This is a genomic window from Streptomyces sp. NPDC051555 (genome assembly GCF_044454405.1).
Taxonomy (GTDB): Bacteria; Actinomycetota; Actinomycetes; order Streptomycetales; family Streptomycetaceae; genus Streptomyces.
Window position 1 is genome coordinate 63840 of record NZ_JBITDP010000016.1, and the last position, 23993, is coordinate 87832.

21 protein-coding genes are annotated in these 23993 nt (G+C 71.7%); 16 read left to right on the forward strand and 5 right to left on the reverse strand.

The window, feature by feature from the left end; translation table 11 throughout:
- The first annotated feature begins 158 nt into the window (after window positions 1-158).
- Window positions 159-1139, forward strand: coding sequence for a thiamine-phosphate kinase (locus ACIBEA_RS28460; RefSeq protein WP_356407989.1), 981 nt, complete (start codon window positions 159-161; stop codon window positions 1137-1139).
- Window positions 1136-1939 carry a bifunctional hydroxymethylpyrimidine kinase/phosphomethylpyrimidine kinase gene (thiD, locus tag ACIBEA_RS28465; RefSeq protein WP_399265669.1) on the forward strand — a complete coding sequence of 268 codons (804 nt, stop codon included), beginning with the start codon at window positions 1136-1138 and terminating at the stop codon, window positions 1937-1939. Before ACIBEA_RS28460 ends, thiD begins: the two co-directional genes overlap by 4 nt.
- Before the next feature lie 156 nt (window positions 1940-2095).
- Here the strand turns inward: thiD and rpmB are convergent, their stop codons facing one another.
- Window positions 2096-2281 (reverse strand): 50S ribosomal protein L28, encoded by a 186-nt coding sequence (rpmB, locus tag ACIBEA_RS28470; RefSeq protein ID WP_073911113.1) that lies wholly within the window; start codon window positions 2279-2281, stop codon window positions 2096-2098.
- A 253-nt stretch (window positions 2282-2534) separates the two neighbouring features.
- Here rpmB and ACIBEA_RS28475 point away from each other — a divergent pair, with 253 nt between their 5' ends.
- From ACIBEA_RS28475 to mutM, 9 genes are all read left to right on the forward strand, one after another.
- Window positions 2535-4211 carry a DAK2 domain-containing protein gene (locus tag ACIBEA_RS28475; protein WP_399265671.1) on the forward strand — a complete coding sequence of 559 codons (1677 nt, stop codon included), beginning with the start codon at window positions 2535-2537 and terminating at the stop codon, window positions 4209-4211.
- A 72-nt stretch (window positions 4212-4283) separates the two neighbouring features.
- A complete protein-coding gene (locus tag ACIBEA_RS28480; RefSeq protein ID WP_399265673.1) occupies window positions 4284-7514 on the forward strand; it encodes a helicase-related protein in 3231 nt (1076 codons plus the stop codon).
- Window positions 7515-7581: 67 nt separating this feature from the next.
- Window positions 7582-8160 (forward strand): 16S rRNA (guanine(966)-N(2))-methyltransferase RsmD, encoded by a 579-nt coding sequence (gene rsmD / locus ACIBEA_RS28485; protein WP_399265675.1) that lies wholly within the window; start codon window positions 7582-7584, stop codon window positions 8158-8160.
- Window positions 8161-8189: 29 nt separating this feature from the next.
- Entirely contained in the window at window positions 8190-8669 is a 480-nt protein-coding gene (gene coaD, locus ACIBEA_RS28490) for a pantetheine-phosphate adenylyltransferase (RefSeq protein ID WP_399265876.1), read from the forward strand.
- Window positions 8670-8763: 94 nt separating this feature from the next.
- Window positions 8764-9873, forward strand: coding sequence for a cell division initiation protein (locus tag ACIBEA_RS28495; protein ID WP_399265677.1), 1110 nt, complete (start codon window positions 8764-8766; stop codon window positions 9871-9873).
- Between the two features lie 143 nt (window positions 9874-10016).
- Entirely contained in the window at window positions 10017-10664 is a 648-nt protein-coding gene (locus ACIBEA_RS28500; RefSeq protein ID WP_399265878.1) for a YceD family protein, read from the forward strand.
- A gap of 2 nt (window positions 10665-10666) precedes the next feature.
- On the forward strand, window positions 10667-10840 hold the full coding sequence (rpmF, locus tag ACIBEA_RS28505) for a 50S ribosomal protein L32 (protein WP_003965982.1): 174 nt from the start codon (window positions 10667-10669) through the stop codon (window positions 10838-10840).
- Between the two features lie 19 nt (window positions 10841-10859).
- Entirely contained in the window at window positions 10860-11696 is an 837-nt protein-coding gene (gene rnc, locus ACIBEA_RS28510; protein ID WP_399265679.1) for a ribonuclease III, read from the forward strand.
- A gap of 127 nt (window positions 11697-11823) precedes the next feature.
- On the forward strand, window positions 11824-12702 hold the full coding sequence (gene mutM / locus ACIBEA_RS28515) for a bifunctional DNA-formamidopyrimidine glycosylase/DNA-(apurinic or apyrimidinic site) lyase (RefSeq protein ID WP_399265681.1): 879 nt from the start codon (window positions 11824-11826) through the stop codon (window positions 12700-12702).
- Here the strand turns inward: mutM and ACIBEA_RS28520 are convergent.
- The gene (locus ACIBEA_RS28520; RefSeq protein ID WP_399265683.1) at window positions 12675-13082 is read right to left on the reverse strand and encodes a winged helix-turn-helix transcriptional regulator; all 408 of its coding nucleotides are present in this window, start codon (window positions 13080-13082) and stop codon (window positions 12675-12677) included. The two genes, mutM and ACIBEA_RS28520, sit on opposite strands and share 28 nt — an antisense overlap.
- A 105-nt stretch (window positions 13083-13187) precedes the next feature.
- Here ACIBEA_RS28520 and ACIBEA_RS28525 point away from each other — a divergent pair, with 105 nt between their 5' ends.
- On the forward strand, window positions 13188-13790 hold the full coding sequence (locus tag ACIBEA_RS28525) for a flavodoxin family protein (protein ID WP_399265685.1): 603 nt from the start codon (window positions 13188-13190) through the stop codon (window positions 13788-13790).
- A gap of 34 nt (window positions 13791-13824) precedes the next feature.
- Here ACIBEA_RS28525 and ACIBEA_RS28530 read toward each other — a convergent pair whose 3' ends face one another.
- Window positions 13825-14685, reverse strand: coding sequence for a CAP domain-containing protein (locus ACIBEA_RS28530; RefSeq protein WP_399265687.1), 861 nt, complete (start codon window positions 14683-14685; stop codon window positions 13825-13827).
- Between the two features lie 123 nt (window positions 14686-14808).
- On the opposite strand from ACIBEA_RS28530, the gene ACIBEA_RS28535 reads away from it, so the two are divergent.
- From ACIBEA_RS28535 to ACIBEA_RS28550, 4 genes are all read left to right on the forward strand, one after another.
- Window positions 14809-15090, forward strand: a complete 282-nt coding sequence (locus ACIBEA_RS28535; RefSeq protein WP_399265689.1) for an acylphosphatase — start codon at window positions 14809-14811, stop codon at window positions 15088-15090.
- A gap of 314 nt (window positions 15091-15404) precedes the next feature.
- Entirely contained in the window at window positions 15405-15620 is a 216-nt protein-coding gene (locus ACIBEA_RS28540) for a hypothetical protein (protein WP_283460000.1), read from the forward strand.
- 228 nt (window positions 15621-15848) lie between these two features.
- Window positions 15849-19652 (forward strand): AAA family ATPase, encoded by a 3804-nt coding sequence (locus ACIBEA_RS28545; RefSeq protein ID WP_399265691.1) that lies wholly within the window; start codon window positions 15849-15851, stop codon window positions 19650-19652.
- A 253-nt stretch (window positions 19653-19905) separates the two neighbouring features.
- A complete protein-coding gene (locus ACIBEA_RS28550) occupies window positions 19906-21336 on the forward strand; it encodes a sugar porter family MFS transporter (RefSeq protein WP_399265693.1) in 1431 nt (476 codons plus the stop codon).
- 43 nt (window positions 21337-21379) lie between these two features.
- Here the strand turns inward: ACIBEA_RS28550 and ACIBEA_RS28555 are convergent, their stop codons facing one another.
- Window positions 21380-22366: an LLM class flavin-dependent oxidoreductase gene (locus tag ACIBEA_RS28555; RefSeq protein ID WP_399265695.1), complete on the reverse strand. Its 987-nt coding sequence runs from the start codon at window positions 22364-22366 to the stop codon at window positions 21380-21382.
- A 71-nt stretch (window positions 22367-22437) separates the two neighbouring features.
- Window positions 22438-23901, reverse strand: a complete 1464-nt coding sequence (locus ACIBEA_RS28560; RefSeq protein ID WP_399265697.1) for a cytosine permease — start codon at window positions 23899-23901, stop codon at window positions 22438-22440.
- Window positions 23902-23993 lie beyond the last annotated feature (92 nt).

Sequence of the window (23993 nt, forward strand, 5' to 3'; positions counted from 1 at the left end):
CCACGGTACCGCGTCGCCGAGCGCCACGGGGAGACCCGGGGGCCCGGTGCCACGCGCAGCGGGGCGTACGGGGAGCAGAAGTTGACGTATCTGTTGACGGTACCCAGAGCTGGGACGGCTCGCGACCGCGAGCGGACTGGGCCAGAAGGAGCACAGGGATGAAGGGCACTGTCGGCGAGCTGGGGGAGTTCGGGCTCATCAAGGAGCTGACCTCACGGCTGACCACCACCCCCGCGGTCCGGCTCGGACCCGGCGACGACGCCGCCGTCGTGTCCGCGCCCGACCGGCGGGTCGTGGCCAGCACGGACATCCTGCTGGAGGGACGGCACTTCCGGCGCGACTGGTCCACCGCCTACGACGTAGGACGCAAGGCCGCCGCGCAGAACCTGGCCGACATCGCCGCCATGGGCGCGGTGCCGACGGCGCTGCTGCTCGGCCTCGTCGTACCGGCCGAGCTGCCGGTCACCTGGCCGACCGAGCTCATGGACGGGCTGCGCGACGAATGCCAGGTCGCCGGCGCGGCCGTGGTCGGCGGGGACGTCGTGCGCGGGGACACCATCACGGTGGCCATCACCGCCCTCGGCGACCTGCGCAACCACGACCCCGTGCTGCGCTCCGGCGCCCGGCCCGGCGACGTCGTCGCCGTCACCGGCTGGCTCGGCTGGTCGGCGGCGGGCTTCGCGGTGCTCTCCCGGGGGTTCCGTTCCCCGCGGGCCTTCGTCGAGGCGCACCGACGCCCCGAACCGCCCTACCACGCGGGCCCCGCGGCCGCCGGACTCGGCGCCACGGCCATGACCGACGTCAGCGACGGCCTGGTCGCCGACCTCGGCCACATCGCCGAGGCGAGCAAGGTCCGCATCGACCTGCGCTCGGCCGCCGTCGACATCCCGACGCAGATGCACGACATCGGTCAGGCCGTCGGCGTGGACCCGCTCCAGTGGGTGCTCACCGGGGGAGAGGACCACGCGATCGTGGCCACCTTCCCGCCCGACGTGAAGCTCCCGGCCCGCTGGAAGGTCATCGGCGAGGTGCTCAACCGGTCCGCGCTGCCCCAGGTGACCGTGGACGGCGCGCCCTGGACCAGCACCGGCGGCTGGGACCACTTCGGCGCCGACCCGGCGCAGGAACCCCCGCGATGAGCGCTGCGCCACCGCTGTGCCTGACCGTCGCCGGATCCGATTCCGGCGGCGGGGCGGGCATCCAGGCCGACCTCAAGACCATGCTGGCCCTCGGGGTGCACGGGATGAGCGTGGTCACCGCCGTGACGGCCCAGAACTCCCTCGGGGTGCGCGGGGTGTGGGAACTGCCCGCCGAGGCCGTGACGGCCCAGTACCGGGCCGTGGTGGACGACATCGGGGTCGGGGCGGTCAAGACCGGCATGCTCTCCTCCGCGGTCCTGGTGGAGACCGTGGCCGCGCTACTGGCCGGGACCGCGGCTCCGGCCGTGGTGGACCCCGTCGGGGTCTCCAAGCACGGGGACGCACTGCTCGCCGCGTCCGCGCTGGAGGCCGTCCGCACGCGACTGCTGCCGCGGGCCACCGTGGCCACCCCGAACCTCGACGAAGTGGCACAGCTGACGGGCGTGCAGGTCGAGAGCGAGGACGACATGCGGCGGGCCGCCGGGGCGGTCCTCGCGTACGGGCCGCGCTGGGCCCTGATCAAGGGCGGCCACCTCGCGTCGGGCCACCAGGCCGTCGACCTGCTCAGCGACGGCTCCACGGAGCTGTGGCTCCGGGCGCCCCGCCACGACAACCGGCACACGCACGGCACCGGCTGCACCCTGGCGAGCGCGATCGCCGCGGGCCTGGCCAAGGGCCTGGACGTCCCGGCGGCGGTCACCGCGGCCAAGGACTACGTCACGGGCGCGCTCGCGTCCGGCTTCGCCCTCGGCGCGGGCATCGGCCCGGTGGACCACGCCTGGCGGTGGCGAACCCCCTAGGGCGTCAACGCAGGACGGCCGCCCCGGCAGTGGTTGCGGGGCGGCCGTCCGTACGTGGTCCGGGGCTGCGCCCGGACAAAGGCAAAAGACCGGTCCACCGAGGTGGACCGGTCTTTTTGGCAACCGGAAAGGGCTGCGCTACGACGACGGAAGGCGTCAGCGCGAGACCTTGCCGGCCTTGATGCACGAGGTGCAGGCGTTGAGGCGCTTCGGCGTCCCATTGACCACGGCACGGACGCGCTGGATGTTCGGGTTCCAGCGACGCGAGGTGCGGCGGTGCGAGTGGGAGATGCTGTTGCCGAAGCTCGGCCCCTTGGCGCAAACGTCGCAGTTGGCAGCCACAGGTCACTCCAAAGACTTCAGATGCAATTACAGTGAAACCGGCGCACCGGAATCAGAGATCTGCGAGATCTGAAGTGGTTTGCCGGGGGATTGGCCCGACTCTCATCGGGCAACCGGAGCAGCATACAACGACTGCGTCCGTCCAAGAAAACTACCATGGCGGCCACGGACCCCGTCCCGGGTGCACCCCGGATCCCGGGCCGTCCTTCGTTACCCTGCGGTGAACCCTCGCCCGCCCAAGGAGGAACACCCGGTGCCGCACGAGCCGCACAGCCTGGACGCCGCCGCGGTGCGCACCTGGAGCTCCCTGACCCTGGCCGCACTGGGCCGGGCCCGCGAGGACATCGACGCGATCAACGTCTATCCGGTCGCCGACGCCGACACCGGGACCAACCTCTACCTGACCGCCTGCTCGGCCGCCCGGGCCCTGGAGGCCGCCTTCGACGCCTCCGCGGATGTGAGCGAGGCAACAGCGCGCAGCGACGGCGCAGTCGGCGCCGGCGCCGCCACCTCGCTGGGCGAAGCCGTACGGGCCTACGCCCACGGAGCCCTCACCGGGGCCCGCGGCAACTCCGGGACGATCTTCGCGCAGCTGCTGCGCGGGGTGGCCGACGTACTCGGCGGGGAACCCCGCGCGACGGCGTCGGGCGGACTGCTGGCCGGAGCGCTCGCCCGGGCCGCGGAATCGGCGTACGAGGCCGTCGCGCACCCCGTCGAGGGGACCATGCTCACCGTCGCCGCCGCGGCGGCCCGGGCCGCCGGCGCCGCCGAGGCGGCCGCCGGGAGCGCGGCCGACGTGGCCCGCGCCGCCTACGAGGGGGCCCGTGCCGCCCTCGCCGAGACCCCGGGGCAACTGGCCGTGCTGGGCCGGGCCGGGGTCGTCGACGCCGGGGGCTGCGGGATCGTCGCCGTGCTCGGGGCGCTGTGGCAGGCCCTGTCCGGGCAGGAGGTGCCGCTGGAGCCGGTGCGCGGGCGGGCCGTGGCCGTACCGACGCAGCCGCAGCCCTGCGACGAGGAGCCGGACGGGCCCGGGTACGAGGTGACCTACCTGCTCGACGCCCCCGACCCGGCCGTCGGCCTGCTGCGCGGGACGCTGGACGCCCTCGGCGACTCGCTCGTGGTCGTCGGCGGCGACGGACTGTGGAACGTCCACGTCCACGTCGACGACCCCGGCGCCGCCGTGGAAGCCGGAGTGGTCGCCGGACGGCCCTACCGGATCCGCATCACCCACTTCGGCGACGAACGCCGCCGCGCCCGCACCGAGCGCGCCCAGCGTGCCGTGGTCGCCGTCGTCCAGGGCGAGGGCCTGGCCGGGCTCTGCCGGGAAGCGGGCGCGACCACCGTGCTCGCCCTGCCCGGCGAACCGCCCGCCGCCGCCGAGATCGCCGAGGCCGTGCGGCGCGCCCACGCCCGCGAAGTGGTCCTGCTGCCCGGCGGCGCCGAACAGCGCGCGGCCGCCGCGGCCGCCGCCGAACAGGCGCGCGCCGACGGCGTACGGGTCGCCGTCATCCCCACCCGGTCCGCGGTCCAGGGCCTGGCCGCCCTCGCCGTGCACGACCCGGACGCCAGCTTCGACGAGGACGTCGTGGCCATGACCGCCGCCGCGGGGGCCACCCGCCACGGCGAACTCGCCATCGCCGAACGGCAGTCCTTCACCTCGGCCGGGATCTGCCAGGCCGGGGACGTCCTCGGGCTCATCGACGGCGACGTCGCGGTCATCGGATCGGAGCTCGCGGAGACCGCCGAAGCCGTCCTGGAACGGATGCTGGGCTCCGGCGGCGAACTCGTCACCCTGGTCCTCGGTCCGGAGGTGCCGGACGCGCTCGCCGCGCGCCTGGAGGCGTACGTGCAGCACGGGCACCTGGCCGTGGACACCCTCACCTACCGGGGCGGCCGCTACTCGGCGCCCCTGCTCATCGGCATCGAATAGGCGGCCCCCGGCGGGCTGCCGGCGGTCCGCCGGGGGGCCGGGACCGGGTCGCGTGTCCGCGTTGTCACAGGGATGGTGTGCAATGAACGGGTGCCCGCGCTCGACGAAGATCTCAAGAAGACCCTCGGCCCCGCCACCGCCAAGGTGCTGGCCGAGCAGCTCGGCCTGCACACGGCCCTGGACCTGCTGCACCACTACCCGCGCCGGTACGCCGAGCGCGGGGAGCTGACCTCGCTGGCGGAGCTGGCCGACCAGATCGACGAGCACGTCACCGTCGTCGCCCAGGTCGCCGACGCCCGCGTGCTCACCTTCAACGGGGGGCGCGGCAAGCGGCTGGAGGTGACCATCACCGACGGCAGCGGACGGCTCCAACTCGTCTTCTTCGGTGCGGGCGTCCACAAACCGCACAAGGACCTGCTCCCCGGCAGCCGCGCGATGTTCGCGGGCAAGGTCTCGATGTTCAACCGCAAGCTCCAGCTCGCCCACCCCGCCTACGAACCCCTCGGCGTGGACGCCAGTACCGCCGACGCGGTGGACGCCTTCGCCCAGCAGCTGATCCCGATCTACCCGGCCTGCAAGCAGCTGGAGTCGTGGAAGATCGCCAAGGCGGTCGACGCGGTCCTGCCCAGCGCCCAGGAGGCCGTGGACCCGCTGCCGCCCGCGCTGCGCGAGGGCCGCGGGATGCTCCCGCTCACCGAAGCGCTGCTCGCGATCCACCGGCCCCGTACCAAGGCCGACGTCGAAGCCGCCCGCCAGCGGCTCAAGTGGGACGAGGCCTTCGTCCTCCAGGTCGCCCTGGCCCGCCGCCGCCACGCGGACACCCTGCTCCCCGCGGTCCCGCGCCGCCCCGCCCCCGACGGGCTGTTGGACGCCTTCGACGCCAAGCTCCCCTTCACCCTCACCGAAGGCCAGCTCACCGTCTCCCGCGAGATCTTCGACGACCTGGCCACCGACCACCCCATGCACCGCCTCCTCCAGGGCGAGGTCGGCTCGGGCAAAGCCCAGCCGCTGGACGCGCAGGTGCTGACGCCGTCCGGCTTCCGCCCCATGGGCGAGATCAAGGTGGGCGACGAGGTGGCCGTGCCGACGGGCGAGATCGCCGTGGTCGAGGGCGTGTACCCGCAGGGCGTCCGGGACGTGTGGAGCCTTGTGCTCTCCGACGGGACCTCGGTGGAATGCGACGACGAGCACCTCTGGACCGTGGCCACAAGCTGCGCGTGGGCCCGAGGCGAGCAGCCCAAGGTCCTGACCACGAGCGGGATCCGTGATGACCTGCTCAAAGCCAACGGCTCCTCGAAGTGGTACCTGCCAGAGGCCACTCCCGTGGACCTGGAGGGTGGTGGAGACCGGCCGCTCGACCCTTACCTGCTCGGCGTGCTCATCGGCGATGGTTCGTTCCGCCACAACCTTCGGCTCTCCACGACGGACGACGAGATTCTGGTGACGGTCGGCGCAGAGCTGGGATCCGGCTGCGCACTGGAGGCGGTGCCGGGCTCCCTGTGTGATGTCACGATCGGCATGGGCACGGAGAGGGGTGGGAAACGGCGGAACCCCGTGATCCAGGCATTGCGCGACCTGCACTTGTGGGGACTGACCTCCCACGACACATTCGTCCCGGAGGCATACCGGAACGCCCCGGTCAAGGAGCGCCTGGCCATCCTGCAAGGGCTCATGGACACGGACGGCACGATCGGGAAGTCCGGACTGGGCATCTCGTTCTGCTCCGCGTCGAAGCGGCTCGCCGAGGACGTGGCCTGGCTCGCCAGGTCCCTGGGAGGCCGGGCGCGGGTCCGGCAGAAGAAGGCGGTGTTCGAGGTCGCCCTGACCCTGCCCGAAGAGTTCCCGCCCTTCCGGCTCTCGCGGAAGCTCGGCCGCATGGTGCCCCGGACCAAGTACAGGAACTTCAGGCGTGGCATCCGGGCCGTCGAGTACGTCGGCCGGAAGCCGGTGCAGTGCATCAGCGTCAAGCACCCGAGCCGGTCGTACGTCACCGACAACTTCACCGTGACGCACAACACGATGGTCGCCCTGCGCGCGATGCTCGCCGTCGTCGACTGCGGCGGGCAGGCCGCGATGCTCGCGCCCACCGAGGTGCTCGCCCAGCAGCACCACCGGTCGATCACCGAGATGATGGGCGAACTCGCCGAGGGCGGCCTGCTCGGCGGCTCCGACCGGGGGACCAAAGTGGTCCTGCTCACCGGCTCCATGGGGACGGCCGCGCGGCGCCAGGCGCTCCTCGACCTGATCACCGGCGAGGCCGGGATCGTCATCGGCACCCACGCCCTCATCGAGGACAAGGTCAAGTTCCACGACCTCGGCCTCGTCGTGGTCGACGAACAGCACCGCTTCGGCGTGGAGCAGCGCGACGCCCTGCGCTCCAAGGGCAAGCAGCCCCCGCACCTGCTCGTGATGACCGCGACCCCGATCCCGCGCACGGTCGCGATGACCGTCTTCGGCGACCTGGAGACCTCCGTCCTGGACCAGCTCCCGGCCGGGCGGTCCCCGATCGCCACCCACGTGGTGCCCGCCAAGGACAAGCCGCACTTCCTCACCCGGGCCTGGGAGCGGGTCCGCGAGGAGGTGGAGAAGGGGCACCAGGCGTATGTGGTGTGCCCGCGCATCGGCGACGGCGAGGACGACCCGAAGGCCGCGAAGAAGAAGGCCGCCGCCGAGGAGGACGGGGACAGGCGGCCGCCGCTGGCCGTGCTGGAGATCGCCGAACAGCTGGCGAAGGGACCCCTCGCCGGGGTGTCCGTCGAGGTGCTGCACGGCCGGATGGACCCGGCCGACAAGGACGCCGTGATGCGGCGCTTCGCGGCGGGCGAGGTGAAGGTGCTGGTCGCCACGACCGTCATCGAGGTCGGGGTGAACGTGCCGAACTCCACCGTCATGGTGATCATGGACGCGGACCGGTTCGGGGTCTCCCAGCTCCACCAGCTGCGCGGCCGCGTCGGCCGCGGCTCCGCGCCCGGGCTGTGCCTGCTCGTCAGCGAGATGCACGAGGCCAGTCCCGCCCGCGCCCGGCTCGCCGCCGTCGCCGCCACCCTCGACGGCTTCGAGCTCTCCCGCATCGACCTCGAACAGCGCCGCGAGGGGGACGTCCTCGGCCAGGCCCAGTCGGGCGTGCGCTCCTCGCTGCGGATGCTGTCCGTCATCGAGGACGAGGAGGTCATCGCGCAGGCCCGCGAGGAGGCCGCCCGGGTCGTCGCCGAGGACCCCGAGCTGACCGGGCTGCCCGGTCTGCTGACCGCGCTCGACGCGCTGCTCGACGCCGAGCGCGAGCAGTACCTGGAGAAGGGCTGACCAGGAGGTCCGATCAGGGAGGTCCTATCGTGGAGCCGCGAGCATTCCCTGAGCGAAGGACCTCCACATGACCCGCGTGATCGCCGGCAGCGCCGGTGGGCGACGCCTCGTCGTGCCGCCCGGCACCGGCACCCGGCCCACCTCCGACCGGATGCGCGAGGGCCTCTTCTCCACCTGGGAGTCGTTGCACGGAGTCGGCGGGGCCCGGGTCCTCGACCTGTACGGCGGCTCCGGCGCGGTCGGCCTGGAGGCCCTCTCGCGCGGCGCCGCGCACACCCTGCTCGTGGAGGCCGACGCCAAGGCCGCGAAGGCGATCCGCGACAACATCGCGACGCTCGGCCTGCCGGGCGCCGAGTTCCGGGCGGGCAGGGCGGAGCAGATCGTCGCGGCCCCGGCGGTCGGTGACCCCTACGACATCGTTTTCCTGGACCCGCCGTACGACGTCGCACATGACGATCTTGCGGAGATCCTGCTCACACTCCGGTCGAATGCCTGGCTCACCGACGATGCGCTCGTCACCGTGGAACGCAGCACCAGAAGCGGTGCGTTCCCCTGGCCCGACGGTTTCGAGCCGCTCCGCTCCCGGCGGTACGGCGAAGGCACCCTTTGGTACGGTCGCGCCGCCTTCACCAGCGAAGAGTCATGATGCCCGCACCGGAGAGCGAGGGACTTCAGTTGCGCCGCGCCGTCTGTCCGGGGTCGTTCGACCCCATCACCAATGGACACCTCGACATCATCGGCAGAGCCGCCAGGCTCTACGACGTCGTGCATGTCGCCGTGATGATCAACCAGTCGAAGCAGGGTCTGTTCACCATCGAGGAGCGGATCGAGCTGATCCGCGAGGCCACCGCCGGCTACGGGAACATCGAGGTCGAGTCCTTCCACGGGCTGCTCGTCGACTTCTGCAAGCAGCGGGACATCCCGGCCATCGTCAAGGGCCTGCGTGCCGTCAGCGACTTCGACTACGAGCTCCAGATGGCCCAGATGAACATGGGCCTGACCGGGGTCGAGACGCTCTTCGTGCCGACCAACCCGACCTACAGCTTCCTGTCCTCCTCCCTGGTCAAGGAGGTCGCGACCTGGGGCGGCGACGTCTCCCACCTGCTGCCGACCTTCGTCCACACCGCGCTGATGGAACGCCTGCACGGCAACTGACGCCGCCTGACGCGCTGCCGGGGGCCACCCGGTGGCCGTACAGTCGACCCGTCCGTCTCAGGAACCACCCGAGGCCGAGAGAGTGCGAGCCGCCGTGGACGTGCAGAAGAAGCTCGACGAGATCGTCGCGTCGGTCGGCGGCGCCCGGTCCATGCCGATGTCCGCCTCGTGCGTGATCAACCGCGCCGAGCTGCTGGCCCAGCTCGAAGAGGTGCGCCAGGCACTGCCGGGTTCTCTGGCCCAGGCGCGGGAGCTGATCGGCGGACGCGAGCAGATGGTCGAGGAGGCCCGCCGCGAGGCGGACCGGATCATCGAGTCCGCGCACGCCCAGCGGGGCTCGCTGGTCTCCGACACCGAGGTCGCGCGGCGCTCGCAGGGCGAGGCGGACCGGATCCTGGCCCAGGCCCGCCAAGAGGCCGAGGAGATCCGGGCCGAGGCGGACGACTACGTCGACAGCAAGCTCGCGAACTTCGAGGCGGTCCTCTCCAAGACCATCGGGTCCGTCGACCGCGGCCGCGAGAAGCTGCTCGGGCGCGGCCCCGGGCTGGACGAGCACGGCTTCGCGGACGCGGAGGCGCCGGAGCGCAGCCACGACCCCGAGACCCAGCGGCGCCAGGTCGACGCGTACGTCGACACCAAGCTGGCCACCTTCGAGGCGGTGCTGGCCAAGACCCTGGAGGCGGTCGGCCGCGGCCGCCAGAAGCTGCTCGGCCGGCTGCCCACGGACGACCTGGGCGCGCACATGGCGGCCCAGGACGCGGCCGGCGGCCAGCAGCACACGACGAGCGACGCGGACTTCCTGGCCGGCCTGGCGGAGCCGGCCGCGGTGATCCCGCAGCAGTCCCAGCCGCCGCGGGAACCGGTGTACGAGGCCTACTCCTACGAGCAGCCGTCCCCGCAGCAGGCAGCGCCGGACGGGTACGGCTACCAGGACCCCTACGGCTACCAGCAGACCCCGCAGCAGCCGGACCCGTACGCCGCGTACCAGCCCCAGCACCAGGGCGGCCAGCACCAGCAGCCGGACCCGTACGCCGCCTACGAGCAGCCCGGCCAGCCGCAGCACCAGCAGCCCGGCCAGCCGCAGCACCAGCAGCCCGGCCAGCAGCACCAACCGCCCGCGCAGCAGGCGCTCGACGAGACCAGCTTCTTCGACACGAGCATGATCAACCTGGACCAGCTGCGCCAGTACGAGCAGGGCCGCTGACCCGGCCCCGTCGACCCCGCGGTCCCGGATTGGGCTCAGAGCGAAGCGGCGGGTATCCTGGCTCTTCGGTCGCGCGTATGCGACGCGATCCTTGCTGCCCGCAAGCGGCAAACAGCTCGGCGATTTCGAAAGCAGGACCAGCCCTGAACACCCACCTCGACCACCGCAATCCCCTCGTGTTCGATACGCACGAGCTGGGTCGGCGTCCTGGTGCCTTGTTGCGGCTGACCCGCGAGATCGCGGCGCCCGGGGACTTCGGTCTCGCGGACGTCATCGGAGTGCCGGAAGGCGCGCCGGTGAAGCTGAGGCTCCGGCTGGAGTCCGTCATGGAAGGGGTGCTTGTCACAGGCACCGCCCGTGCACAGGCCGCCGGAGAATGCGTAAGGTGTCTGGAGGCCGTGGAGCGCGAGCTCAAGGCGGACTTCCAGGAGATGTTCTCGTACCCTGACGCCGACGACCGGGGCCGTGTGAAAACGGAACCGGGCGACGACGTTGAGAATGACGAGGACACACTCTTCATCGAGGACGGCTTGTTCGACCTCGAATCAGTGCTGCGTGACGCGGTGGTGCTCGCACTGCCGCTGCAGCCGGTGTGCCGGGAGGACTGTCTCGGGCTGTGTCCCGAATGCGGGACCAGTCTGAACGACGACCCGGACCACCACCATGACGCCACCGACATTCGTTGGGCAGCGTTGCAGGGACTCGTCGTGACCGATCAGGACGACGAGAAGGACAACATGAGCGGCGTCGCATCTGACGTCCAGCGCGCCGCCGAGAAGCAGGAGAAGTAGCCGTGGCTGTTCCGAAGCGGAAGATGTCGCGCAGCAACACGCGCCACCGCCGGTCGCAGTGGAAGGCTGCGGTCCCCACCCTGGTTTCGTGCGAGCGTTGCCAGGAGCCGAAGCTCCAGCACATTGCGTGCCCGAGCTGCGGCACCTACAACAAGCGCCAGGTCCTCGAGGTCTGAGCGGCTGGTGAGAGGCGCAATGTCTGAGCTTGCCGGCGGCCAAACGCAGGCAGACAAGAACAACGCGGCCTCGTCCCACACGCTTCTGGAAGGGCGGCTCGGGTATCACCTCGAGTCCGCCCTTCTGGTGCGTGCACTGACCCACCGTTCGTACGCGTACGAGAATGGCGGTCTGCCCACCAACGAGCGGCTGGAGTTCCTCGGGGACTCCGTGCTCGGCCTGGTGGTCACGGACACGCTCTATCGGATCCACCCGGACCTGCCGGAAGGCCAACTGGCCAAACTGCGGGCCGCTGTGGTCAATTCGCGTGCGTTGGCCGAGGTCGGGCGCGGGCTCGAACTCGGTCTCTTCATCCGGCTCGGCCGGGGCGAAGAAGGCACGGGCGGCCGGGACAAGGCCTCCATCCTCGCCGACACGCTCGAAGCGGTGATCGGCGCGGTCTACCTCGACCAGGGTCTCGACGCGGCATCGGAGCTGGTTCACCGGCTCTTCGATCCGTTGATCGAGAAGTCATCGAGCCTCGGCGCAGGCCTGGACTGGAAGACCAGTCTCCAGGAACTGACCGCGGCCGAGGGACTCGGTGTGCCCGAGTACCTGGTCAGCGAGATGGGACCGGACCACGAGAAGACCTTCACAGCTGCTGCTCGCGTCGGTGGTGTCTCGTACGGCACCGGCACCGGCCGCAGCAAGAAGGAAGCGGAACAGCAGGCTGCGGAGTCCGCATGGCGCGGTATTCGCGCCGCCGCGGACGAGCGGATCGCGGCGCCAGCCGCTGCCGCCGCACCGGCTGTCGCCGAGGCTCCGGCCGAGGACGGCGGGGCGCCGACGCCCGCCGACCCGACGCCGACGGCCTGACTTCCTTCGGGATTTCCCCCGCCCGCCCCTGCTCCGGCAGGGGCGGGCGGACCCGTTTCCGGGCCCCCCGCCGCGCGGCGCTAAGCTCGGGGCGAGTCGAGAAGGAACGCCCGCCCAAGGAGACGCCGTGCCCGAGCTGCCCGAAGTCGAAGTCGTGCGGCGCGGGTTGGCGCGCTGGGTGGCCGGGCGGACGGTCGACTCCGTGGAGGTGCTGCACCCCCGCGCGGTACGCCGCCACCCCGGTGGCGGCGCCGATTTCGCAGCGCGCCTGGCCGGCCGGACCATCGGCGCCCCGCAGCGGCGCGGCAAGTACCTGTGGCTGCCCCTGGACGACCGGGACCTGTCCGTACTGGCCCACCTCGGCATGAGCGGCCAGCTCCTGGTGCAGCCCACCGGGGCCCCGGACGAGAAGCACCTGCGCATCCGGGTCCGCTTCGACGACTCCACGGGGACCGAGCTGCGCTTCGTCGACCAGCGGACCTTCGGTGGGCTCTCGCTGCACCCAACCGTCACCGATGCTGCCGACAGCGCCGAAGGGCTCCCCGAGGTCATCGCGCACATCGCGCGCGACCCCCTGGACCCGGCCTTCGACGAGGCCGTCTACCACGCGGCGCTGCGCGCCAAGCGGACCACGCTCAAGCGGGCCCTGCTGGACCAGTCCCTGATCAGCGGCATCGGCAACATCTACGCGGACGAGGCGCTCTGGCGCGCCAAGCTGCACTACGAGCGCCCCACCGCCGCCCTCACGCGCCCCCGGAGCCAGGAACTCCTCGGTCACGTCCGCGACGTGATGAACGCGGCCCTCGCCGTCGGTGGGACCAGCTTCGACAGCCTCTACGTCAACGTGAACGGCGAGTCGGGCTACTTCGACCGCTCTCTCGACGCCTACGGGCGCGAGGACGAGCCGTGCCGGCGCTGCGGCACGCCGATGCGCCGCCGCCCCTGGATGAACAGGTCCAGCTACTTCTGCCCGCGCTGTCAGCGCCCGCCGCGCGCCTCGTCGTAGGACTGCCGGGCGGCCAGCACCGGAGTCATGCTGCCCTCGACGAAGTGGATCAGTGACAGCAACCGCTCGGCGATCTCCCGGCCCAGCGGAGTCAGCTCGTAGTCCACGCGCGGGGGGTTCGTCGGCTGCGCCTCGCGGTGCACGATGCCGTCGCGCTCCAGCGCGTGCAGGGTCTGGGAGAGCATCTTCTCGCTCACTCCGTCGACCCGGCGGCGCAGTTCGTTGAAGCGGCGCGCTCCGTCGTAGAGGGCGCCGACCGTCAGGCTGCCCCAGCGCCCGGTGACGTGCTCCAAGGTCTCCCGGGACGGGCAGGCGCGCGCGAAAACATCGAACGGCAGTTCGGCCGCTGCGGCACTTTCGGTACAGACAGGGGTCTCCATGACGAACAGACTACTCCTGCGCAGCGCTAACCAATAGCTTGCGCTATCCAAAAGTTAGTGCTTACCTTCTCTCGACGCACCACCACGTTCCAGAGGAGATCCACCGTGTCCGCTCCGCTCCCCACCCCCGTCGTCTCGATCGCCTACCACTCCGGCTACGGGCACACCGCCGTCGTCGCCGAGGCCGTCCGTGTCGGCGCCGTCGACGCGGGTGCGACCGTGCACCTGATCAAGGTCGACGAGATCGACGACGCCCAGTGGGAACTCCTCGACGCCTCCGACGCGATCGTCTTCGGTTCCCCGACCTACATGGGCACCGCGTCCGGCGCCTTCCACGTCTTCGCCGAGGCCAGCTCGAAGCGCTGGTTCACCGACGCCTGGCAGGACAAGCTGGCGGCGGGCTTCACGAACTCCGCGTCCAAGAGCGGCGACAAGGGCAACACCCTGGACTACTTCCAGACGCTGGCCGCGCAGCACGGCATGAACTGGATCAACCTGGGCCTGAAGCCGGGTTGGAACTCCAGCACCGCTTCCGAGAACGACATCAACCGCCTCGGGTTCTTCGACGGCGCCGCCGCGCAGAGCAACTCCGACCAAGGCGTCGAAGGCGTGCACAAGGCCGACCTGCTGACCGCCGAGCACCTCGGCCGCCGCGTCGCCGGGACGACCCGCGTCTTCCTCGCGGGCCGCGTCGCCGTCGCCGCCTGACCCGCGCGGGGCACGACCCCGGGCGGGGCGTCCGTCAGAAGCCGAAGTCCTGGGTCCACCACGGGCCGCCGGAGGCGAGGTACACACCGACGCCGAGGGTGCGGTACTCGCAGTTGAGGATGTTGGCCCGGTGGCCCGGGCTGTCCATCCACGCCCTCATCACCGCGTCGGCGTCGCCCTGACCTCGGGCGATGTTCTCCCCGCCGAGGCTGGTGATCCCGGCGTTCGACGCGCGGTCCCACGGGGTCTTCCCGTCCGGGTCGGTGTGGTCGAAGAAGCCGCGCACGGCCATGTCCTTGCTGAAGGCGCCGGCGAGGGCGGCCAACGGCGGGTTCGCGCGCACCGGACCACAGCCGGCCTTCGCCCGCTCCACGTTCACCAGCGTCAGCACGGCGGCCTCCTCGGAGGACCCCCCGCCGGAGGTCGGCGCGGAGGGCTTGGCGGGCGGCGGATCGGCAGGCTTCGGCGGCTTGGGCGCCGCCGGTACGGGCGTCTGCGCAGCCTTCGTCGAGGGCGCGGGCGAGGGGGAGGCCGACGCGGAAGCCGAGGCGGACGGGCTCGGCGAGGCCGACGGCGAGGGGGAACCCGAAGGGCTGCCGGATGCGCTGCCGGACGGGGACGGGGCGTCGGGGGAGCGGCCGGAAAGGTTCGCCAGGCCGCCCTGCTCGCTCGCGTCCGAGGCGCCGCCGGCGTCCTTGTGCGCAGCGCCCTTGGCCTCGGTCTTGGCGTCCGAGCCCTGGCCGACGTAGGGGAAGCTCCCGCCGACGGGCACCAGGCCGGTGGTCACGGCCGCGGTCCCCAGGACCACTGCCACGCAGGCGCCGAGCAGGCCGGTGCGCACGGCGAGGCCGCCGCGGCCGTCGCGCTGCGGCGCGGGGAGTCGGTGGCGTCCCATCGGCTGTGCCTTCCAAGATCAACCGTTACTCGCCCAAATGGGTGAGCATTGAGGCGCGACTGTAGCCCATGGCGTGCCGGGGGCAAGGTGACCGGAATCCGATTGCCCGGTTAGCGTTCACGCATGAATGAACATGTCCGGGTGACCGCCTGGGTACGCGGCCGGGTACAGGGAGTGGGCTTCCGCTGGTTCACCAGGGCCAATGCGCTGGAGATCGGCGAGCTGGTGGGCTTCGCGCTCAACCTCGACGACGGGCGGGTGCAGGTCGTCGCCGAAGGTCAACGTGAGAATTGCCACCGGCTGCTCGACTGGCTCCGGTCCGCCGACACGCCCGGGCGGGTGGACGGGGTGACCGAGATCTGGGGAATTCCGCGCGGCGGCTATGACGGGTTCGCGATCCGGTGATCGTGCGCTGATCGCATCTACATACCGCCGGAACTGCGCATACGTTGCCGAGTGTGGTCATCAGTGGAAGGCTCGGAGGTGAGGACGATCTCCGTCCCCCTTGCGGGAAACGGGCTGCCCGCCGATACAGGGCGTGATCGTGTTGACCGTCAAACTTTTTGGTGAGACGCTGGAAGCCCCGCGCACCTGAGCTGTTTGGCAGTGTTGGCAGTATTTAGCGCAGTGACTGACAGCCACTGCCGGACAACGCGGGTGCGATTCCCTCACGACCCACACCGCTTCGGTCGGTCACTCAGTGTGGAGGACCATCCATCATGGCAAAGGCGCTTCTCGGTTACGTCGGCGGTTCCGACCCGCGACTCCTCGCCGAGATGCGACGGCTTCAGCAGCGCGTCCAGGACCTCGAGTCCGAGCTCGGACGAATCCAGTCCGAGAATGACGCTCTGAACGCGGCCGCCGCTCAGCACGGAGACTTGCTGCTGGACAGCATCGACATCGACGTACCCCAGGCGGAGCCTGCGCTCACCTGATTCGCGATCTCGTCGCTGTGACTGTCAGCCCGCCCCTCTCGACTGTCAGCACCGCTTGATCTGCAAGGGACGCTTCGGCGTCCCTTCTTTCTTTCCCGTCGTCCTCGTCGCTCTCCGCCGGCTTCGCCGTTCTCCCATTGCGCCAGGTGGGGGGCCATTTCCTTTAACGTCAGATGTGCCCTGCACCTTCATGGGCGAAACCGAACGTGAAAGGTAGAGTCCGGCGGCGTGCACCTCAAGGCCCTGACCCTGCGCGGTTTCAAATCGTTCGCATCCGCCACCACCCTGCGTTTCGAGCCGGGCATCACCTGTGTCGTCGGCCCCAACGGCTCGGGCAAGTCCAATGTGGTGGACGCACTCTCCTGGGTCATGGGTGAGCAAGGGGCCAAGTCCCTGCGCGGCGGCAAGATGGAGGACGTCATCTTCGCCGGGACCACCGGCCGGCCGCCGCTCGGCCGCGCCGAGGTCTCGCTGACCATCGACAATTCCGACGGCGCACTACCGATCGACTATGCCGAGGTCACCATCACCCGGATCATGTTCCGGGGCGGCAGCAGCGAATACCAGATCAACGGGGACACCTGCCGGCTCCTGGACATCCAGGAGCTGCTCTCCGATTCCGGCATCGGCCGCGAGATGCACGTCATCGTCGGCCAGGGCCAGCTGGATTCCGTCCTGCACGCCGATCCGATGGGCCGCCGCGCCTTCATCGAGGAGGCGGCGGGCGTGCTCAAGCACCGCAAGCGCAAGGAGAAGGCGCTGCGGAAGCTGGACTCGATGCAGGCGAACCTCGCACGGGTCCAGGACCTCGGCGACGAACTGCGGCGCCAGCTCAAGCCGCTGGGACGGCAGGCCGCGGTCGCCCGGCGGGCCGCCGTCATCCAGGCCGACCTGCGCGACGCCCGGCTGCGGCTGCTCGCGGACGACCTCGTCATCCTGCGCGACGCGCTCGACGCGGAGATCGCGGACGAGTCCGCGCTGAAGGAACGCAAGGAGTCGGCCGAGGCGGAGCTGTCCGGGGCGCTGCGCCGGGAGGCCGAGTCGGAGGAGGCCGTGCGCGTGCTCGCGCCGCGACTCCAGCGGGCGCAGCAGACCTGGTACGAACTGTCGCAACTGGCCGAGCGGGTTCGCGGCACGGCGTCGCTGGCCGAGGCACGGGTCCGCAGCGCGACCGCTCCCGTAGAGGAGGAGCGGCGCGGCCGCGACCCCGAGGACCTGGAGAAGGAGGCCGCCCGGGTCCGCGACCAGGAAGCGGAACTGACGGCCGCGCTGGAGGCCGCGACCCGCGCCCTGGAGGACACCTCGGCGCACCGGGCGGAACTGGAACGCGCGCTGGAGGGCGAGGAGCGCCGGCTGCGGGACGCGGCGCGGGCCATCGCGGACCGCCGCGAGGGCCTGGCCCGGCTGACCGGACGGCTGGGAGCGGCCCGCTCCCGGGCCGGGGCCGCGCAGGCGGAGATCGACCGGCTGGTCGCCGCCCGGGACGAAGCGGAATCCCGGTCGGTGGCGGCGCGCGAGGAGTACGAGGCCCTCGCCGAGGAGGTCGGGGCGCTGGACGCCGGCGAGGCCGTGGCGGCGGAACACGAAGCCGCACGGGCCGAGCTGACCGCCGCGGAGGCCGCGCTCTCCGCGGCCCGCGACGCACTGGCCGCGGCGGAACGATCCCGCGCGGCGGTGTCCGCGCGCCGGGAGGCATTGGCGCTCGGCCTGCGGCGCAAGGACGGCACCGCGGCGGTGCTGGCGGCCCGGGAGCAGTTGGCGGGCCTGCTCGGCCCGGCGGCGCAGCGGCTGTCGGTGGCCACGGGGTACGAGGTCGCGGTCGCGGCGGCACTGGGCGCGGCGGCCGACGCCCTCGCCGTGACCTCCCCGGCGGCGGCCGCCGCCGCGATCCGGCACCTGCGCGACGCGGACGCCGGCCGGGCGACCTTCCTGATCGCCCCGACGGCGGTCCCGGCCCAGCCACCGGCCCCGGCGGGCGCTCCGGCCGGGGCCGGACCCGCCGCCCCGGGAGATGACCAGGGCGCGACCGGGCACGTACCGCCCGCCCAGGTCCCCGGGCCGAGCTCGCCGGTCCCCGCCCCCGCCCACGCCCCCGCCCCCGGCGCGGAGCCGGCCCGGGAGCCGGGCCCTGCGGGGGCCGTGCGCACCGTGGGGACGCGGGCCCCGGACCCCGTCGCGGCCCCGGCTCCCGGTGGGTCCGGCGTGGCCGTCGCCGAGCTGGTCGGCGGGGACGCCGGGCTGCGCCGGTCCGTGGCCCGGGTCGTGCGGGACTACCGGGTCGTGCCGGAACTGGCGGACGCGGAGGCGCTCGTGGCCGAGCACCCCGAGCTGGTCGCGGTGACCGTGGGGGGCGACGTACTGGGGGCGCACCTCGCCCAGGGCGGGGCCGCCGGAGCGCCCAGCCTCATCGAGGTGCAGGCCGCGGTCGACGAGGCGGACGCCGACCTGAGCGGCCTGGAGGTCGAGTGCCGGGCGCTGACCGGGGCCCGCGCGGACGCCGAAGCCCGGCGCCGCGCGTGCGCCGAGCTGGTCGAGGACCTGGCCGAGCGACGCCGCGCGGGCGAACAGGCGAAGGCCGGGGTCGCCCAGCAGCTCGGGCGGCTGTCCGGCCAGGCCAAGGGCGCGGCGGGTGAGGCCGAGCGCTGCGCCGCCGCGGCGGCCAAGGCGCAGGACGCGCTGGAGCAGGCGCTGGCCGATGTCGAGGAGTGCGCCGAACGGCTCGCGGTGGTCGAGGAGATGCCCGGCGCCGAGGAGCCGGACGCCTCGGCCCGCGACCGGCTCGCGGCGGACGGTGCCAACGCCCGGCAGACCGAGATGGAGGCACGGCTCCTGCTGCGCACCCACGAGGAACGGGTCAAGGCGCTGGCGGGCCGGGCCGATTCCCTCGACCGCGCGGCCCGGGCGGAGCGCGAGGCCCGGGCCCGGGCGGAGCGGCGCACGGCCCGGCGGCGCCACGAGGCCCGGGTGGCCACGGCGGTGGGCGACGGCGCCCGCCAGCTGTCGGCGCACATCGAGGTGTCCCTGGCCCGCGCGGACGGCGAGCGCCGGGCCGCGGAGGCCGCGAAGGGCGTCCGGGAGGGGGAGCTGGCGCAGGCCCGTACCCGCGGTCGCGACCTCAAGGGCGAACTCGACAAGCTCACCGACTCCGTGCACCGCGGCGAGGTGCTCGGCGCCGAGAAGCGGTTGCGCATCGAGCAGGTGGAGACCAAGGCGCTGGAGGAGTTCGGGGTGACGGCGGCCGGTCTGGTCGCCGAGTACGGACCGGACCAGCCGGTGCCCGCCGGCGAACCCGGCGCGCCTGCCGAGCCCGCCGAGATCGAGGCGCAGGACGGCGGGGGAGCGGAGCGGGGCACTCCGGACTCCGCCGCGCTGCCCGTTCCCTACGTCCGGGCGCAGCAGGAGAAGCGGCTGCGCGCCGCCGAACGGGCGTACCAGCAGCTCGGCAAGGTCAATCCGCTCGCTCTGGAGGAGTTCGCGGCGCTGGAGGAACGGCACAAGTTCCTGAGCGAGCAGCTCGAAGACCTGCGCAAGACCCGGGCCGACCTCCTTCACGTCGTGAAGGAGGTCGACCAGCGCGTCGAGCAGGTGTTCACCGAGGCGTACCACGACACGGCCCGCGAGTTCGAGGGCGTCTTCTCGCGGCTCTTCCCGGGCGGCGAGGGGCGCCTCGTCCTGACCGATCCCGACAACATGCTCACCACCGGCGTGGACGTGGAGGCCCGCCCGCCGGGCAAGAGGGTCAAGCGGCTCTCGCTGCTCTCCGGCGGCGAACGCTCGCTGACGGCCGTGGCCCTGCTGGTCTCCATCTTCAAGGCCCGGCCCAGCCCGTTCTATGTGATGGACGAGGTCGAGGCGGCCCTGGACGACACGAACCTGCAGCGGCTGATCAGGATCATGGAGGAGCTCCAGGAGAGTTCCCAGCTGATCGTGATCACGCACCAGAAGCGGACGATGGAGGTCGCCGACGCGCTCTACGGGGTCTCGATGCAGGGCGACGGGGTCTCCAAGGTCATCAGCCAGCGCCTGCGCTGAGGGGGCCATAGAAGCCCATCTCTTCAAGAAGTGAAGTCAAAGACGGCCCCGTGTCCCCCCTGTTCCGTCAGGTGGGCCATGAGGGCCGGGTGGGGCGAAGTTCGGGGCACGTCTTGACTTCACAAAATGAAGACATAGGCTCGCTCCCGCTTGTCCTTCCTTTCGGGTGGTGGCCGATCTTGAACTGTGCGCCACTGGTAGGAATCACCCCCACATCCGCCCGTCACCGCAGCCGGGCACGCAGGAGCAGACCTTGACCAGCACAGCGCAGGCGTCCTCGCCGGGCGGCGGACGTGCATCGCAGCCCGAGCACCTCGGTCACGTCATCTTCATCACCGCTGCCGCGGCGATGGGCGGCTTCCTCTTCGGGTACGACAGCTCCGTCATCAACGGCGCCGTCGAGGCCATCCGGGGCCGCTTCGACGTCGGCTCCGCCACCCTCGCCCAGGTGATCGCCGCCGCACTCATCGGCTGCGCCCTCGGCGCGGCCACCGCGGGCCGCATCGCCGACCGGATCGGCCGCATCCGCTGCATGCAGATCGCGGCCGTCCTCTTCACCGCGAGCGCCATCGGTTCCGCCCTGCCGTTCGCCCTCTGGGACCTGGCCGTGTGGCGCGTCATCGGCGGCTTCGGCATCGGCATGGCCTCGGTCATCGGCCCCGCCTACATCGCCGAGGTGTCGCCGCCCGCCTACCGCGGCCGCCTCGCCTCCTTCCAGCAGGCCGCGATCGTCATCGGCATCGCCATCTCCCAGCTCGTCAACTGGGGCATCCTGAACCTCGCGGGCGGCGACCAGCGCGGCAAGGTCGGCGGACTGGAGGCCTGGCAGTGGATGCTCGGCGTGATGGTGGTCCCGGCCGTGCTCTACGGGCTGCTCTCCTTCGCGATCCCCGAGTCCCCGCGCTTCCTCGTCTCGGTGGGGCGGATGGAGAAGGCCAAGATCGTCCTGCGCGAGGTCGAGGGCGAGAACATCGACGCCGACGCCCGGGTCCGCGAGATCGACAGCGCCATCCATTCGGAGCAGAAGTCCAGTTTCAAGGACCTGCTCGGCGGCCGCTTCGGCTTCCTGCCGATCGTCTGGATCGGCATTGGCCTCTCCGTCTTCCAGCAGCTCGTCGGCATCAACGTGATCTTCTACTACAGCTCCTCGCTGTGGCAGTCGGTCGGCATCGACCCGAGCTCCTCGTTCCTGTACTCCTTCGAGACCTCCGTCGTGAACATCATCGGTACGGTGATCGCGATGGTGTTCGTGGACCGGATCGGTCGCAAACCACTGGCCCTCATCGGCTCCGCGGGCATGACGGTCTCCCTCGCACTGGCCGCGTGGGCGTTCTCCTACAAGGACACCAGCGGCGGCGACATCGCCCTGCCGCACGCCCAGGGCCTGGTGGCCCTCATCGCCGCCAACTTCTTCGTCCTCTTCTTCGCCCTCTCGTGGGGCGTGGTGGTCTGGGTGCTCCTCGGCGAGATGTTCCCCGGCCGGATCCGCGCGGCCGCCCTCGGCGTGGCCGCCGCGGCCCAGTGGATCGCCAACTGGGTCATCACGGTGTCGTTCCCGACGCTCTCGGACTGGAACCTGTCCGGTGCGTACGTGATCTACGCGGTCTTCGCCCTGCTCTCGATCCCCTTCATCCTCAAGTGGGTGCCGGAGACCAAGGGCAAGGCGTTGGAGGAGATGGGGTAACCAATCCCCGCCACCGCCCCGTCTCCCCCGGTACTGCCCCGGCTCAGTCCTTGAGCCGGGGCAGTACCCGTTGGCACAGGAGCTCCAGGCTGCGCTGCCCCTCGTCCAGCGGCATGCCGCCGCACAGCGGGTGCAGGACCAGGTTGCCGGCCTCGCCCGCGCCCCGGGCGTACGTCACCGCCTCGTCCGGGGTCAGGATCCGGTACACCCCCTCCGCGCGCAGCTCCTCCACGGTCCGCGCGCCGGAGCGCACCGCCGAGCGGATGTCCTTGGACTGCCAGGAGGCGTACATGCCCGCCTCGTGCAGGAAGTGGTGGCCGTACAGCGCCCACGCGCGGTCCGGGTCCTCGGCGATGTGCAGCAGCGGTGTCTCGGCCGCGGGCATCATGCAGAAGCCCTCGGTGCCGTACTCCGCCAGCCGCGCGAGGTAGTACGCCTCCAGCTCCGGCAGGTGCGCGCTCGGGAAGAACGGCAGGCCGAGCCGGGCCGCGCGCCGGGCCGCCGCCTGCGAGCTGCCGCCGACCAGCAGCAGCGGGTGCGGCCGGGTGAAGGGGCGCGGGGTGACCTTCACGGTGCGGCCGCGGTAGGTGAAGGGCTCTCCGGTCCACGCCCGGAGCAGGGTCTCCAGCAGCTCGTCCTGGAGCCGGCCGCGCCTGCCCCACTCGACGCCGTGCTGCTCGTACTCCGCGGGCCGGTACCCGATGCCCGCCACGGTCACCAGGCGCCCGCCGCTCAGCAGGTCCAGGACCGCGATGTCCTCGGCGACCTTCAGCGGGTCGTGGAGCGGCCCGATGATCGCCGAGACCGTGACCGCGATCCGCCGGGTGGCGCCGAAGACCGCGCCCGCGAAGGCGAACGGCGAGGGCAGCCAGTTGTTGTCGGTGCCGTGGTGCTCCTCGGTCTGAAGGGTGTCGACCCCGTGCTCGTCGGCGTACCGGGCCATCTCCAGTGCCGCGCGGTAGCGGGCGGAGAGGGTCTCGGGCGTGCCGTCCGGGTCGATGAGGTTGAACCGGGCCACGGTGATGGGCATGAAGAAGTCCCCCTTCGCCTTGCTGCTCGCGGTGACGGGCCGGGCGAAGGGGGACGTTAGCTGACGCAGCGTCAGTTGGACAGGGATCCGGCGGGCTCGGGCTCCCGCGCGGGCGCGTCCTCGTCCGCCACCGGCGCCCCGGTGCGCGGAAGGACGGCGTACAGCAGCCCGGAGGTCACGATGCCGGCCGCCCAGCCGAGGCCGTTCTCGCCGATCCAACTGTCGGCGAGCGGCCCGCCGAACCAGTCGACCTTGGTGAACAGCAGGCCCACGACCAGGGCGGTCCCCCATGCGCACATCGCCTGCCAGGCGAAGCCGCCCTTGTACCAGTAGGCACTGGTGCGCCCCGTGTTCAGCAGTGCGGCCCCGTCGTACGTGCGCCCGCGCAGCATGTCCACGCCGAAGACGCCGATCCACGCGGAGAACGCCACGGCCAGCAGGGTCAGGAAGGAGATGAACGACCCGAAGAAGCTGGTGGCCACGACCATCAGCAGGAAGCCGAAGACCAGGCTGATGACGGCGTTGACGCTGACGGCCCAGGCGCGCGGGACCTTGATGCCGAGGGTCTGCGCGGTGAAGCCGGCCGAGTACATCGACATCGAGTTGATCAGCAGCATCCCGACCAGGGCCACGAGCAGGTACGGGACGGCGATCCAGACGGGCAGCAGCTCACCGATGAAGGAGACCGGGTCCTGCGCGGTGGCCAGGTCGGGGGTGCCGACCGCCATGACCGCGCCCATCAGGACCATCGGGATGACGACCACGGCCGCGCCGCCGATCGTCGCGCCGACCATGCCCCTGGAGGAAGCGGTGCGCGGCAGGTACCGCGTGAAGTCGGGGCCGGAGGGCACCCAGCTGATCCCGCCCGCCGCGATCGTGCCGATGCCCGCGACCATCATCGCGGTCGAGCCGGCCGGCTTGTCGAAGACCGCGGACCAGTCGGTCTCGACGATCAGGTAGCCGAGGACCAGCACGCTGAAGGCGCCGAAGAGGTACGTCGACCACGTCGAGCACACGCGCAGCGCGTTGATGCCGAGCCCGGAGACCACGAAGGTGCAGCCGACGAAGAGCAGCAGAGTGACCACGATCAGCGCGGTGTTCTTGTGGATGTCGAAGAGCAGGTCCAGGACGGTCAGCATGGCGAAGGCGCCGCTGACCGCGTTGATCGTCTCCCAGCCCCAGCGGGCGACCCAGATGAGCGCGCCGGGGAAGAGGTTGCCGCGCTGGCCGAAGACGGCGCGCGAGAGGGCCATGCCCGGGGCGCCGCCGCGCTTGCCGGCGATGGATATCAGCCCGACGATCCCGTAGGAGAGCACGGGCGCCGCGACGGCGACGACGAGGACCTGCCAGAAGTTCAGCTTGTTGAAGATGACCAGACCCGCGCCCATGGTCAGCAGCAGCACGCTGATGTTGGCGGCGACCCAGGTCGGGACGAGTTCACGGACGCGGCCCGTGCGCTCGCCGTCCGGGACTGGTTCGAGGCCGCGGGTTTCCATCGCGGTCTCTGTGGCGCCGTCGGCGGGCTCGGCAGACATGCGGTACTCCGGGAGGGGCTGGGGGCGGGGGAGGTCGACCATCATCGTAGATTTGATGTGAAAAGCTCAAATAGAGGCTTACGCCCCTTGGC